Annotated in this window: 10 protein-coding genes and 1 pseudogene; 5 read left to right on the top strand and 6 right to left on the bottom strand. The window is 65.2% G+C overall.

Annotated features, from left to right (window positions below; genetic code table 11):
* Window positions 1–134 precede the first annotated feature (134 nt).
* From RN346_RS10455 to ptsP, 3 genes and pseudogenes are all read right to left on the bottom strand, one after another.
* On the bottom strand, window positions 135–1,874 hold the full coding sequence (locus tag RN346_RS10455; RefSeq protein WP_311961088.1) for a PTS fructose-like transporter subunit IIB: 1,740 nt from the start codon (window positions 1,872–1,874) through the stop codon (window positions 135–137).
* On the bottom strand, window positions 1,871–2,839 hold the full coding sequence (pfkB, locus tag RN346_RS10450) for a 1-phosphofructokinase (protein ID WP_311961087.1): 969 nt from the start codon (window positions 2,837–2,839) through the stop codon (window positions 1,871–1,873). Before pfkB ends, RN346_RS10455 begins: the two co-directional genes overlap by 4 nt.
* Window positions 2,839–5,674: pseudogene (gene ptsP, locus RN346_RS10445) on the bottom strand (phosphoenolpyruvate--protein phosphotransferase). The gene pfkB and the pseudogene ptsP overlap by 1 nt, the downstream one beginning before the upstream one ends.
* A 193-nt stretch (window positions 5,675–5,867) precedes the next feature.
* On the opposite strand from ptsP, the gene cra reads away from it, so the two are divergent.
* Window positions 5,868–6,845, top strand: coding sequence for a catabolite repressor/activator (gene cra, locus RN346_RS10440; protein ID WP_311961086.1), 978 nt, complete (start codon window positions 5,868–5,870; stop codon window positions 6,843–6,845).
* Between the two features lie 28 nt (window positions 6,846–6,873).
* On the opposite strand, the gene RN346_RS10435 is transcribed toward cra, so the two are convergent.
* A complete protein-coding gene (locus tag RN346_RS10435; RefSeq protein ID WP_263586862.1) occupies window positions 6,874–7,362 on the bottom strand; it encodes a methylglyoxal synthase in 489 nt (162 codons plus the stop codon).
* Window positions 7,363–7,420: 58 nt separating this feature from the next.
* The gene (gene pyk, locus RN346_RS10430) at window positions 7,421–8,884 is read right to left on the bottom strand and encodes a pyruvate kinase (RefSeq protein ID WP_311961085.1); all 1,464 of its coding nucleotides are present in this window, start codon (window positions 8,882–8,884) and stop codon (window positions 7,421–7,423) included.
* A gap of 278 nt (window positions 8,885–9,162) precedes the next feature.
* Between pyk and gap the strand changes: the two genes are divergently transcribed.
* Entirely contained in the window at window positions 9,163–10,167 is a 1,005-nt protein-coding gene (gene gap / locus RN346_RS10425) for a type I glyceraldehyde-3-phosphate dehydrogenase (protein WP_263586864.1), read from the top strand.
* Between the two features lie 135 nt (window positions 10,168–10,302).
* Here gap and RN346_RS10420 read toward each other — a convergent pair whose 3' ends face one another.
* Window positions 10,303–12,294 carry a bifunctional 2',3'-cyclic-nucleotide 2'-phosphodiesterase/3'-nucleotidase gene (locus tag RN346_RS10420; RefSeq protein ID WP_311961084.1) on the bottom strand — a complete coding sequence of 664 codons (1,992 nt, stop codon included), beginning with the start codon at window positions 12,292–12,294 and terminating at the stop codon, window positions 10,303–10,305.
* Between the two features lie 268 nt (window positions 12,295–12,562).
* Here RN346_RS10420 and RN346_RS10415 point away from each other — a divergent pair, with 268 nt between their 5' ends.
* From RN346_RS10415 to RN346_RS10405, 3 genes are all read left to right on the top strand, one after another.
* On the top strand, window positions 12,563–13,084 hold the full coding sequence (locus RN346_RS10415) for a DUF3455 domain-containing protein (RefSeq protein ID WP_263586867.1): 522 nt from the start codon (window positions 12,563–12,565) through the stop codon (window positions 13,082–13,084).
* Window positions 13,085–13,214: 130 nt separating this feature from the next.
* The gene (locus RN346_RS10410; protein WP_263586868.1) at window positions 13,215–13,778 is read left to right on the top strand and encodes a sigma-70 family RNA polymerase sigma factor; all 564 of its coding nucleotides are present in this window, start codon (window positions 13,215–13,217) and stop codon (window positions 13,776–13,778) included.
* Complete coding sequence (locus RN346_RS10405; protein ID WP_311961083.1) at window positions 13,775–14,506, top strand: anti-sigma factor domain-containing protein; 732 nt, start codon at window positions 13,775–13,777, stop codon at window positions 14,504–14,506. Before RN346_RS10410 ends, RN346_RS10405 begins: the two co-directional genes overlap by 4 nt.
* Window position 14,507 lies beyond the last annotated feature (1 nt).

Genomic DNA, 14,507 nt, shown 5'->3' with positions numbered 1-14,507 from the left:
GGCCGGTCAGTCGCCAGCGCGTATTGTTGTGTAAAAATACTACATAAAACATGGTGGAGCGCAAACGCCGGGCAAAAAAAAGCGCCTTTAACGTAATAAAACCAACCGTTAAGGCGCTTTTCAATCATGTGAGCTTAGCTTGCCACGACCACCTGCGCCGCGCCGCGCTTCAAAAAGGCGTAGCTCACCGCGGTAATCAGCGAACCTATGATGATCGCGCCCAGGTAGAGCAGTACGGGGGTGATCGCGCCGGGGATCAGGAGCACGAAGATGCCGCCGTGGGGCGCCATCAGCTTGGCGCCGACCAGCATCGAGAGCGCGCCGGTCACCGCGCCGCCGGCGATGCAGCAGGGAATCACGCGCAGCGGGTCCTTGGCGGCGAAGGGAATCGCGCCTTCGCTGATGAAGCACAGCCCGAGCACGAAGGAGGCCTTGCCCGCTTCACGCTCGGCGGGGGCGTACTTGTAGCGCGCCAGAACGCTTGCGAGCCCCATGCCGATCGGCGGCACCATGCCGGCTGCCATGACCGCCGCCATCGGCCCATAGGTGTTCGAGGCGATCAGGCCTACTCCGAAGGTGTAGGCGGCCTTGTTGATCGGCCCGCCCAGATCGACGCACATCATCGTGCCCAGCAACAGCCCAAGAATGACCGCGTTGGTGGAGTCCAGCGACTCGAGATAGTTCTCCAGCGCCGTCAGCAGCGCCGCAACCGGCTCGCCGATGATGTACACCATCACCAGCCCCGTGATCAAACTCGCGACAAACGGAATGATCAGAATGGGCTTGAGCGACTCGACGCTCGAAGGAAGCTTCACGCCGCGGGTGACGGCCAGCGCCACGTAGCCCGCAAGAAAGCCGGCGAGAATACCGCCGATGAAACCGGAGCCGATGTCGGCGGCGAGCATCCCACCGATCAGCCCCGGCGCGATGCCTGGCCGGTCGGCGATGGAGTAGGCGATATAGCCCGCCAGCACCGGCACGATAAGCCCCATGGCGCTGCCGCCAATCTGCATCAAGGCGGCGGCCAGTGTTCCGGGTTCTTCGAACGCCTCGATACCGAACACGAACGACAGCGCAATGATCAGCCCGCCCGCCACCACCATCGGCAGCATGAACGACACCCCGGTGAGCAGGTGCTTGTAAACACCTTTCTCCTTGAGGCTTTTGGTCTGGCTGGAAGCGGGGGCGGCCGCGCCGTCCTCTACGCTGGCCTCAGCCAGCGCCGCTTCGATGGTCAACTGGGGCTTTTTGAGCGCCGTGCCGGTGGAGGTGCGATAGACCCGTTTGCCCGCAAAGCGCGTGGGGTCGACCTCGATATCGCAGGCGAGGATCACCACGTCGGCCTGGGCGATCTCTTCTTCCGTGAGCTGGTCCTGAGCGCCGACCGAGCCCTGGGTTTCCACGCGAATCGCGTGGCCAAGCGCGCGGCCCGCCTCGCTGAGCGCCTCGGCGGCCATGAACGTGTGGGCCACGCCGGTGGGGCAGGCGGTAACCGCCACGATGCGTTTGGCGCCCGTGCCCGCAGTGTCGGCGGGTTCGGCGTCGGCCGGCATTGGGGCCGGGGTGTAAAGCGGCGCCTCGCGCTTGGCGGTGGCGAGAAACGCGGCCGGGTCCGGCAGTGCCTGCTCGATGCTACCGTGATAAAGCCGCTTGCCTTCGAAGCGGGCCGGGTCCGGCACCTGCTCGGCGGCCACCACGATCAGATCAGAAGCGTCGATTTGCTCGCGGCTGGCCTGCTCGACCGGGGCCAGCGCGCCGTGCATCTCGACGTGCGCCTGCCAGCCAAGCCGCGTAGCGGCCTGCTCCAGGCGCCGGGCGGCAAGAAAGGTGGTCGCCATGCCGCTGGGGCAGTTGGTGATGAGAATAACGTTCATTGAAAGGCTCCCTCGGGACTACCGGCGTGCAGGCGCTCGACGTGAGTCTCTTGTTCCAGGGTTGAAAAGTCGCGGGCATTGGGGTCGCCAACGCCGGGGTGGCGCACCGACTCCGCGGAAAGGGCCGTTGCAAAGCGAAGGGTCTGCTCTGGCGGCCACGCGCTGAGCAAACCGTGCAGCATGGCGGCCACGAACGTATCGCCGGCGCCCACGGTATTGACAGGGTGAACGCGCGGCGGCGTCGTGCGCCAGGCGCCCTGGGCGTTGACCCAGGTGACGCCGTGTTCACCGGCAGAGAGAAGCGCGTGGTCGATCCCCGCCCGGTGCAGGCGCTGGGTCGTCTCAAGACGACGCTCGGCGGTGTCGAGCGGCTTACCCGCCCAGTCGGCAAGCTCCAGCTCGTTGGGCTTGACCGCGGCCGGGGCGATGTCGATGGCGCACTTGAGCGCTTCGTTGCTGGTATCGACCCAGAGCGGCACGCCGGTGGCCTTGAGCCGGCGTAACAGATCGCCGAACGCCTCGAGGTCGAGCCCCGGCGGCAGGCTCCCGGCCAGCACCAGCGCGTCGAGCGGTGCGGCCTTTTGCGCGTTTTCCACCGTGGCGATCAGCGCGGCGATTGAGTTGGCGTCGACCGCGATGCCGGGGCCGTTGATGTCGGTGACCCGGCCGCTTTTTTCGGCCAGCTTGGCGTTGATGCGGGTTTCCCCCGGCACGCGCAAGAACGCGTCGGTCACTTTTAGCTGCTCAAAAGCGCGCTTGAACGGGCCGTCATTATCGGCGCCGAGAAAGCCGCCGACGATCACTTCATGGCCAAGCCCGGCCAGCACCCGCGCCACGTTGACGCCCTTGCCCGCGGCGTCGAGCTGGGCGTGATGCGGGCGGTTGACCGCGCCGGGTGCCAGCGTATCGAGGGCGAAGGCAAGATCCAGCGCCGGGTTGAGCGTCAGCGTCATGATCCGCGCCATCAGTTGGCCTCCAGCGCGTCGCGCACGTCACCCGCCGTCGCCTTTGAAAGCGCAAGTGCCGCGCAGCGTTGGGCCTCATCGAGGTCGAACTCGCGAAGCCGCGCTTTCACCAGCGGCACCTGGCGGGCGGTAACCGAGAGCTCGTCGACGCCCAAGCCCACCAGCACCGGCACGGCGGCGGCGTCCGATGCAAGCTCGCCGCACACGCCGACCCACTTGCCCTGGGCGTGGGCGGCCTCGACGGTCATTTGAATCAGGCGCAGCACCGCCGGGTGCAGGCCGTCGGCCTCGGCGGAGAGCGCCGGGTGGCCGCGGTCGATGGCGAGTGTGTACTGAGTCAAGTCGTTGGTCCCGATCGAGAAGAAGTCGACCTCGGCGGCCAGGCTCGGCGCCAGCAGCGCGCTCGAGGGAATCTCGATCATGACGCCCAGCTGCACGTCTGAGGCGCGCTCGGCCTCGGGAATTTCGCCCAGCAGGCGGTCGAAGATCGCCTTCACTGCGCGAAACTCGGCCACGTCCTTGACCATCGGCAGCATGATGCGAAGCGGGCGCGCGTTGCCCTGGGCGTCCGGGGCGGCGGCCATCAACAGCGCTTTGAGCTGGGTTTCGAGCACCTGGGGCTCGGTCAGCGCCAGGCGAATGCCGCGCAGGCCCAGAAACGGGTTGTCCTCCTGGGGCACCGGCCAGTAGGGCAGCGGCTTGTCGCCGCCGACGTCCAGCGTGCGCGCCACCAGCGGCCGGCCGGCCAGCGCCTCGAGTGCCTGGCGGTACTCGCTGGTTTGGGTGGCCAGGTCCGGGGCGCTCGAGTGCGCCATGAACAGAAACTCGGTGCGCAAAAGGCCCACGCCTTCGGCGCCGCGCTCCACCGCGTCCGCTGCGTGCAGCGTATTGCCGAGATTGGCCGCCACCTCGACCGGGTGGCCGTCGCGGGTTCTGGCGGGCTCGAAGCGGCGCTCCCAGGCATCCGCTTCGCGCGCCTGGAGATCGAGCAGCTGCTGCTCGGCGCGGCTCAGGCGCTCCTCACTAGGCGAGGGCGTTACCCGGCCGCGGTCGCCGTCGAGAATCATCATGCTGGCATTGCCCAGCGCCATCACCGCGCGACCGGCGCCCACGACGGCGGGAATGCCCAAGGCGCGCGCCAGAATCGCGCTGTGGGCGGTGGCGCCGCCGCGCTCGGTCAAAAGGCCTTTCACTTTCTCGGTATCCAGGCGCGCCACGTCCGACGGGCCGACATCCTCGGTCACCAGAATGTAGGGGTGTGCCGGCGGCTCGGGAAGCTCGAAGTCGCACAGCACGCTGAGCACGCGGCGGCCTACGTCGCGAAGGTCCGCGGCGCGCTCGGCCAACAGCCGGTCCGCCAGCATCTCCTGGGCGTGGGCAGCGGTGTTTCGCGGCGTGATGAAGCTCCGGGTCGTCGAGCATTTCGGCGTGCATCGAAAGAATGTCGGCCACGTCGCCGCCGGCGGCGTTGCGCACCAGCGCGTTAAGCTGCGCCTTGCTCTGCTCGATCGCGGCCCACAGCCGTTCGCGCTCGATGTCGGCATACGCGGCCTTTTCCGGGTAGTCGAACTGCGGTGCGCGCAGCACGAACACCGGGGCGATCGCAAGCCCGGGGGAGGCGGCCACGCCCTGATGGGGCGTATCCGGGGCAAGCGCAGGCACCGCTTTCTCCTCATGGTCGGCGGCGGCGGGGGCGGCGAACCCGCCGTCAAAGGGCGTGACCTTCTCCCCAAGCCCCGCCTCGATGGCGCCGGCGACGGCTTCGAGCGCGGCCTCGGCGCCTTCGCCTTCGGCAGAGAGCGCAAGCCACTGTCCGCGTCGGGCGCCCAGGCCGATTACTTTGGTCAAACTCGACGCAGAAACGCTGGCCGGGCTTCCCTCTTCAAGACGCACCTGAACGGCCACGGGTTGGCTGCGCGCCACCTGCACCAGCTGTTTGGCCGGGCGGGCGTGCAGGCCGTGGGGGTTAAGCACGCGCACGCGCCGGGTCGGCGTGGCGGCGTTCTCACCGGCCAGCAGCGAAAGCGCGCGGGCGGAGTCGGCACTGGCCAGGGTGTGGCTCTCGACGTTTTGAAGCAGCGTGTCGAGCTGCGTCAAAAGCGGTAAATGGTAGTCGGCGTTGGCCGCCAGGCAGAAAAGGGCGTGCACCGGGTGGCCGTCGTTTTCAAGCGTTTCATCCGCCGGCGTGGCGAGTGCCAACGCCGGGGTGATGGAGGTACTGGCGTGGCGGGTCAGCCAGTAGCCGTCGCCCAGCCACATCGGCGGTTTATCGGCGATCGCGGCGATAAAGGCGTTATCCACCAGGCCTCCCTGATAGAGCCTGGCTGCGGCGGCCAGCGCTAGCTCCATGAGCCCCTGGGCGGGAAACTTCAGGCACAGCGTCTGCCCATCGAGTTGGGGCGTCGGCACCTGTTTGGCGAGCAGCGCGGCTATTTCTTCGCGCGAGCCGGCGCGTGCCAGGGCGTCTGCCACGCCGTCACGGTCCAGCACGTGGGTGAGCGCGCGTAGAATGTTCAGGTGCTCGTCGTTTTGCGCGGCGATGGTCACCAGCACGTGGACGCGGTGGCCGTCGTGCCATTCGACGCCCTCTGGGAACTGCAGCACGCGCACGCCGGTTTGGCGCACGTGCTCGCGGCTTTCCGGGGTGCCGTGGGGAATGGCGATGGCGTTACCCAGATAAGTCGACGACTGGGCTTCGCGGGCGCGCAGCCCGTCACGGTAGCCGGGGGCGGCCAGCCCCGCCTCGATCAGCGCATCGGCGGCGGCGTCCAGCGCGGCGTGCCAGTCGCTTGCCTGGCAACCCGGCAGGATATCGTGAGGGCCAAGTGTGAGCATTGAATTCTCCTGTAAGGCGGGCAGGCGCGGTGCGTACACCTCGCCCTCGCGTAATGCTATTCTCGATGACGCTATGCTGAAACGATTCACCCGAAGGCACAAGGGGTGTGTTTTTAGACGTTGGTAGGGGCTTAGTCAATAGGGGCTTAGTCAAGGCGCTGATACACTCAACGGCACATTGTGAGGACACGACATGACACTTGCCGACATTGCACGACTGGCCGGCGTTTCGCGCACCACGGCAAGCTACGTGATCAACGGACAGGCGGAGCAGCGCCGCATTAGCGCGGCGACCATCGAGAAGGTGATGAGTGTGGTGCGGGCACACCGCTATCACGTCGACCCTCAGGCGGCGGCGCTACGGCGCGGGGCGAGCCGGGTGTTTGGGCTGATCGTGCCGGACCTTGAGAACGCAAGCTACGCGCGCCTCGCCAAGCGCCTGGAGCGCGGTGCCCGCGAAAAAGGCTACCAGCTGCTGGTGGTCAGCTCCGACGACTGCCCCGACAGCGAGCGCCAGCTCGCTCTGGCGCTGCGCGCCCGGCGCTGCGACGTGCTGATCACCGCCAGCTGTTTAAGCCAGGATGACCCGTTTTACCTGGAGCTTGCCCGCGACGGCGCGCGCATCGTCGGGGTGGACCGGGGGCTGTCGCTGTCACGCTTTGCAAGCGTGGTGAGCGACGACTTCGAGGCGGCGCGGGAGCTGACCCGCTCGGTGATCGATGAGGCAACCAGGCGGATTCTCTGGATGGAGGCGATGCCCGGGCTTTCGATCAGCCGCGACCGGCGCGCCGGTTTCGAGGCTGCCCTGGCCGAGCGCGAACTGGACGGGCAGATTCTCTGCGCCAGCCGCTACGAGCGCGGCGAGGGCGCCGAGCTGCTGGCGGCGTTCGAACGGGAAAACGCGCCGGTGGATGCCATCGTCACTGCCTCCTATACGCTGCTTGAAGGTGTGTTCGACCACTATCTGGCCAAAGGCGGGCTTTCCGAGCGCGTCCGGCTTGCCACCTTTGGCGACCACCGCCTGCTCGACTTTTTGCCCCAGCCGATCAACACCGTCGCTCAGGATCACGATGCGATGGCCAGGCGAGTGCTGGCATGTGCGCTCGATGCCATCGAAGGGCGCGCGCAGACCGGTCAGCAGGTGGTGCCGCGCCAGCTACGCACCCGTTAGGCGCTAAAGAGCAAGGAACCTGGGCGGGTCATTCGGCCCGCTCTGGCGCGCGGGCCTGGGCCCAGGCCTCGGCGTCGGGGATCATCATTGCGTACTCCTCGTCGATGTAGTGTGAGGAGAGCATGAAGTCGGCGCTGGCCGCGTTACAAGCCACCGGCACGTTCCAGAGCGCGGCCAGGCGCAAGAGCGCCTTCACGTCCGGGTCGTGGGGCTGCGGGGCGAAGGGGTCCCAGAAGAAGATCAGCATGTCCAGGCGCTGCTCGGCCAGACGCGCGCCGATCTGCTGGTCGCCGCCGAGCGGGCCACTCATCAAGCCTTCGACTTCCAGCCCCAGCGCCTTTTTGAGCCGCCCGGCGGTGGTGCCGGTGCCCAGGAGCGTATGTCGACGCAAGGTGTCCTGCCAGCGCGTTGCCCACTCCATCAGCTCGGTTTTTTTGCCGTCGTGGGCAATCAGCGCAATACGCTTTTGGGCGGCAAGCGTGCGAGAGGCCTGGCGAGGTGGGCGCGCATCAAGCATGGATCACTCCTGTTCTTTTTCTAATCGGATTAAAACACGACGGTGGCTTTATAAAGGATCACTCCTCCAACGCGAGCACTTTCATCGTGTTGGTGCCGCCGTGGGCGTTCATGTGATCGCCGCGGGTAAGAATGACATGCTCGCCGGCGCGCGCCAATCCGTGGGCCTTGAGCAGCGCCAGCGCCTCGCGATTGACCTCGGCGGCCTCCATGTTTGAGGTATCGAAGGGAATCGAGACCACGCCGCGATAAAGCGCCATGCGCCGCTGCGCGATGGGGCTGTGGGCAAGGCCCACGATGGGCAGCGCCGAGCGGATGCGCGATGCGATCAAGGGCGTATAGCCGGTCGAGGTCATGCAGGCGATGGCGCGCACGCCGGTCAGATGGTTGGCGGCGTACATCGCCGATAGCGCAATGGTTTCATCGATGCGCTCGAAGCCTTCATGAATGCGGTGATTCGACGACTGGGCCAGGCGCTCGCGCTCGGCGCCCAGGCAGACCCGCGCCATCGCTTCGACGGTTTCCACCGGGAACTCGCCGGCGGCGGTTTCGGCAGAGAGCATCACCGCGTCGGTGGCATCCAGCACGGCGTTGGCCACGTCGAACACCTCGGCCCGGGTGGGCAGGGGCGATTCGATCATCGACTCCATCATTTGCGTGGCGGTGATCACCGCCCGGTTGAGCGAACGGGCGTGCTTGATGATGCGCTTTTGGGTGCCGATCAGCGCCTCGTCGCCGATCTCCACGCCCAGGTCGCCGCGCGCGACCATGACCGCCTCGGAGGCCTCGATGATGCCATCGAGGGTTTCATCGTTGGCCACTGCCTCGGCGCGCTCGAGCTTGGCGACCAGGCCGATTTCACGGCCGGCCTCGCCGAGCAGCTCGCGCGCCTCGATCATGTCCGCCGCGCTTCGCGGAAACGACACCGCCAAATAGTCGACGCCGATCTCGACCGCACTTTTCAGGTCTTCCTTGTCCTTTTCGGTCAGCGCCGGGGCAGAGAGACCGCCGCCTTGCTTGTTGATGCCCTTGTTATTGGAGAGCTTGCCGCCCACGTGCACCGTGGTATGCACCTCCTGACCCTGAATGGCGCTCACGTCGAGCACCACGCGCCCGTCGTCGAGCAGCAGCCGGTCGCCCGGCGCAACGTCATCGATCAGCGCCTTGTAGTCACAGCCCACGCGCTCGGCGGTGCCCTCCTGGCTATCCAGCGCCATGTCCAGCACGAAGGCGTCGCCTGCCTTGAGATGGACCGGGCCATCCTTGAAGCGGGCGATGCGAATTTTCGGGCCCTGCAGATCCCCAAGCGCTGCTACGCTTTTGTTCAGGCGCGCGGCGATCTCGCGAACCGCTTCCAGCCGGCGCTGGTGATCTTCCTTGGCGCCGTGGGAGAAGTTGAGCCGCACGACATCCACCCCCGCCTCGATCATCGCCTCGAGCACGCCGGGACGGTCGCTGGCCGGGCCCAGCGTTGCAACGATTTTGGTCCGACGCAGGGGAAGGGCGGGGGCGTTGTTGCTCATTGGGGCGTCTCCTGAACGACATTGGCCGCGCGGCGAAAAGCGGGCCAAATTCCACGATTAATGATTGGACCAGGATAACGTTTTTATAGTAATTTTACTACATATTCGAAGGGCTAGCGGGCAGGAGCGCCTGAATGCGACATGATCGGCTTCATTTACGCGTATCTTTCACTTTTTTGTAATTTTTTTACTGAATTGGCGATTTTGCCGCTGCTTGCCTTCTTTAATTTTCTCGACCGATTTCAAACGCGGTTTTTATCTGCCAAACGAGGTGTCTCATGAGCATCAAGATTGCCATCAACGGTTTTGGTCGTATCGGCCGCAACGTGCTGCGCGCGCTTTACGAAAACGGCTACCGCGACCGCTTCGAGGTCGTGGCGATCAACGATCTGGGCGAGGCGTCGCTCAATGCCCACCTGCTGCGTCACGACACCGTGCACGGCCACTTCCCCTTCGCCGTCGAGCACGATGAAGAGAGCATTACCGTGGACGGCGACCGCATCGCGATCTCCTCCGAGCGCGACCCGGCCAACCTGCCCTGGAAGGCGCTTGGCGTTGAGCTTGTGATGGAGTGCACCGGGCTTTTCTCCAAGCGCGCCGCTGCCGCCAAGCACATCGAGGCCGGTGCCAAGCGCGTGCTGATTTCGGCGCCGAGCCCGGACGCCGACGCGACCGTCGTGTTTGGGGTCAACGATGACATCCTGACCGCCGAGCACACCGTCGTCTCCAACGCTTCCTGCACCACCAACTGCCTGGCGCCGGTAGCCAAGGCGCTCAACGACGCCGTCGGCATCGAGAACGGACTGATGACCACCGTTCACGCCTACACCAACGACCAGAACCTGTCCGACGTCTACCACTCGGACCCGTACCGCGCGCGCAGCGCCACGCACTCGATGATTCCGACCAAAACCGGCGCCGCGGCGGCGGTCGGGCTGGTGCTGCCGGAGCTCGACGGCAAGCTGGATGGTCTGGCGGTGCGCGTGCCGGTCATCAACGTATCGCTGGTGGATCTGACCTTCACCGCTGGCCGCGATACGACCAAGGCCGAGATCAACGAGATCGTCGAAAAGGCCGCGGCGAACTCCAAAGTGCTGGCGGTCAACGCCCAGCCGCTGGTGTCGATCGACTTCAACCACGACCCGAACTCCTCGACGTTCGACGCCAACCACACCCGGGTCAACGGCCGGCTGGTCAAGATCATGGCCTGGTACGACAACGAGTGGGGCTTCTCCAACCGCATGCTCGATACCGCGCTTGCCATGCACAAAGCGGCGCAGTAAGCCGGCCACCCGGGGCTGTGCCTCGGGTAGCTTCTCACATCGAAAGGGGCGGGGCGCCATGGGCGCCGCGCCCCTTTTCGTTAACGCCCGCTTTTGGCACGTGCCGGCGCCGAAGGCGCCTGCACGTGTAAACGCTCAAAGCTTGATGCGATAGCGCGCGAAGCCGTTGTCACCGTCCCCGGCGGGTTCGATGTCCGTGGTCTGTGCCACGTCGTCCAGGTAGCGCTGCGCGCCGGGCCCGGTGTCGAACAGCGCCGTGGTGTCCGGCATCGGCTTGAACGACCAGTTGAAATCTGCCGCCGGGTCCACCGTTCCCTGCTCGACGATATAGCGCACGATGATGTCGCGGTTGGTGTCCGGGCCAACGAAGATGACCGCATCCGCGTCGATGCCGGGGAAGTTGCCGCCGCCGCCGGCGCGGTAGTTGTTGGTGGCCACCACGAACCGCTGTTCCAAATCGATCGGCGCGCCGTTAAAGGTCAGATCGACGATGCGGCGCGCCTCCGGGCGGGCAAGCTCGCCTTCGGCGGTGTAGCGCGCGGGCTTTGACAGATCGATGCGATAGCTCACGCCGTCGATCACATCGAAGTTATAGGAGGGGAAGTCCTTGTTCAGAAGCGGCGCATCCACCGCGCCCTCGGGCACCCGGTGGAACATGCCGGCGGACATCTCGAGCCACTCGCGCACCTGGGCGCCGGTGACCGCCACGGCGCGAATGGTGTTGGGGTAAAGATACAGATCCGCCACGTGCTTGATGGCGATATCGCCGGCCGGAACGTCGGTGTAGTAGTCGGGCCCGCCGCGGCCGCCGGTCTTGAACGGCGCGGCGGCGGAGAGCACCGGTAGATCCGCGTACTCGCCGGTTTTCAGCATCTCCTTGATGTACCAAGTCTGTGCATTGGCGACGAGCTGAACCGAGGGGTCGTCCGCGACCAGCGCGAAGTAGGAGTAGAGCGGCGCGGCACTTCGTCCGACCGGCGTGCGGATGTAGTCGAGTGTCGCCTGGTGCTCCTCGCTGACGGCGGCGGTGACGGCGGCGCTGGAGGTCACGGTGGGCACCACTTCGCGGCTCTCTTCGCGGTGATAGATCGGCCGCGCCTCGGTGGTGAAATCGACAATGCGCCAGCGGTCGCCGTCGCGTTCGAGCATCAGGTCGATCAGTCCCATGTGCGAGCCCCAGAAGCCCGCCATGACCGCCGGCTTGCCCATCAGCGTGCCGCGCTGCGGGTCGACCCCGTCGATGTTCTGAAAGTCGGTGGGACCGGGAAAGACCAGGTGCTGATGGCCGGTGAAGATCGCGTCGATCCCTTCGACCCCGGCCAGATGGAGCGAGGCGTTCTCCATGCGCTCAGTCGGCCGCGCGCCGTCGATCCCCGAGTGTGACAACGCCACGATGATGTCCGCGCCTTCCTCCTTCATGACCGGCACCCAGGCGTTGGCCGCCTCGACGATATCGCGGGTATTGGCGGCGCCCGCAAGATGCTTTTCGTCCCATACCATGATTTGCGGCGGCACGAAGCCGATGAAGCCCACCTTGACGGTGCTGGCGCGCCCGGCGCCATCGATGATCGTCTTCTCCTTGATGAGATAAGGGCGCAGGAAAAGATCGTCGTCACGCGGGTTGGCCGCCAGCGCGCCGCGGGTCAGGTTGGCGCAAACGTAGGGGAAGTTGGCCCCGTTGAGCACCTTGAACATGAAGTCCAGGCCGTAGTTGAACTCGTGATTGCCCAGGGTGGCGACGTCGTAGCCCAGCACGTTCATGGCGTCGATCACCGGATGACGGTCGCCTTCACGCATTCCGCGTTCGTAGGCGATGTAGTCGCCCATTGGGTTACCCTGGAGAAAGTCGCCGTTGTCGATCAGCATCGCGTTGGTGGACTCTGCACGCACCGCGTCGATCAAGGAGGCGGTGCGGGCAAGCCCCATGGTGTCGTTGGGCTGATCGGCGTAGTAGTCGTAGGGCAGCACGTTGACGTGAATGTCGGTGGTTTCCATCAGCCGTAGGTGCGCCTGCCGGGGCGAGGCGTGCACGGCGAACGGGTGCAGCAGAATCAGCGAGGAGGAGGCGGCAAGCCCGCCCAGAAAGGTGCGGCGTGACAGGGTATACGGCGCTTGGTGTAACGACATGCAGTACTCCAAAAGGCAAAAGGCAAAAGGCAAAAGGCGGTAGGGTTTTCTTTAAAGCGTAGCGAGACCCTATGACGCTACGTTGACGCCCCTGTTTTTCGAAGGGTAAGACGCTGTTTTGACTATAAAAGAAAAGGCCCAAAAGCGGATAGCGCGTGGCGCGCCAAAAAAATTTTAAAAAAAGTGCATCCAAACGGGAGGCTCGTGTGTATCCCCTGTACAGCCGCCGGGAATGATGCGGCTGACAACAACCTTTAAGGAGACTGAAATGATTATTCAACATCTAACGCGTGCTACCCTGGCAACCGCCCTGATTGCATCCTTCAGTCACGCTGCTCTGGCACAAACGCCAGAGGACGTCCAGGTACCGGACGGCCACGCCGTTGCGCTCGAAACCGTCGGCGTTGGTGCGATCAAATACATGTGTGAAACCAACGATTCCGGCGACGTCGAGTGGGTCTTCAAGGGCCCGAGCGCGGCGCTCAACGACAGCGACGGCAACCAGGTTGGCAGCTATTACGGCCCGCCCGCCACGTGGGAAGCGCTGGACGGCTCCAAAGTGACCGGTACCCAGCTTGCCACTGCCGACAACGGTGAAGGCAACATTCCGCTTCAGCTGGTCGAAGCCAACCCGGCCGAAGGCGAAGGCGCCATGACTGGCGTTACTTACATTCAACGTTTGAATACCGAAGGCGGCGTCGCCCCGGACATGGAGTGTAACGCCGACCACGAAGGCGCGACCGCCATCGTCACGTATCAGGCCGACTACAACTTCTTCATGGCCGAGTAAGCCTCGCGCTATAAGAAGCAGTGAGGAGGGCTTGGCCCGCCTCAGTTGAATCAAGGGCTCGTTAAGCGAGCCCTTACTCGTTATGCTACCTCCGCGCACAGGGAAATGAGCCAGCGCATCACGAGGGAGCATGGCTGTGTCCGAAAACATCAACGAATTAGATGTCGCCGAAACGCTACGACGCTGCACCAACGGAGAGCAGGAGGCGCTTCACGCCCTCTATCGCCAGGAAGGCGCACGGATGCTCGGCGTCGTTTTGCGTATCGTCAAGGACCGCGGTATGGCGGAGGACATCGTCCACGACGCCTTTCTGTCGATCTGGCAGCGGGCCGATACCTTCGACCCGCAAAAGGGCGCCGCCCGTACCTGGATTTACAGCATCGCCCGTCACTTGGCGCTCAACGCCATTCGACGACGTGACCTGAGTGGTGACGAGGTCGAGCCGGATACCCTCGAGCAGCAGGATGTGAGACGCCCGGAAGGGCAGAGCGTCGACGCCTTCGACTGGCAAACCGGCCAGCGAATGGACGAATGCTTGAAAGAACTCGATGTCGAACGCCGCAACTGCGTGCTTCAGGCCTATGTCGATGGCTTGAGCCATGCAGAAATCGCCGCACACACGGGTGCGCCGCTGGGCACGGTCAAGGCCTGGATCAAGCGCAGCCTGGTGCGTTTAAGGGAGTGTCTGGCATGAAAGCCGCCGATCAACACGATGACAACCACGCCCTGGCGGGAGAGTACGTTCTCGGCACGCTGAGTTTTACCGAGCGCCAGGCATTCGAAGCGCGCCTGGAAAACGACCCAGCCCTCCAGCAAGCGGTCCGCGACTGGGAAGAGCGCTTTTTCCCCTACAACGCGCTGACCGAGCCGGTGGCCCCGAGCGATTTTCTCTGGCCACGTATTCAGCGAAGCCTCGACGAGCGCCGCCCGGCGCCGGTCGACACGGCCTCGTTGTCGAACCCGCCCGTCCAGGCGCCCAGCCTTTGGCAGCGCCTTGGCTTCTGGCGCGCGGTGTCCGGAATGGGCGTCGCCGCCACGATCCTGATGGCCGCGCTTTTGCTGCTGCAGCCGCTGGGGCCCGCCACGCCGGAGTACATGGTGGTGCTGCTGGCGCCGCAGAACCAGTCTGCCGGTTGGGTGGTGCAGGCGGCCAACCGCCGTCAAATCGAGCTGATACCGCTGGGCACGTTCGAGGTGCCCGAAGGCAAGACGCTGGAGTTCTGGACCAAGGCCGACGACTGGCAGCGGCCCGTGTCACTGGGGCTGGTCGAACCCGGTGAGCCCATCCGCCTGAACCTCGATGACCTGCCGCCGCTCGAGGACAACCAGCTCTTCGAGCTCACGCTGGAAGACGCCACCGGTTCGCCCACCGGCCTGCCCACCGGCCCCATCGAGTATATCGGGCGCGCCGTGGAGATCTGAG

The organism is Halomonas sp. PAMB 3232 (genome assembly GCF_031954225.1).
GTDB lineage: Bacteria > Pseudomonadota > Gammaproteobacteria > Pseudomonadales > Halomonadaceae > Vreelandella.
This window is presented reverse-complemented; position numbering and strand designations above follow the sequence as displayed.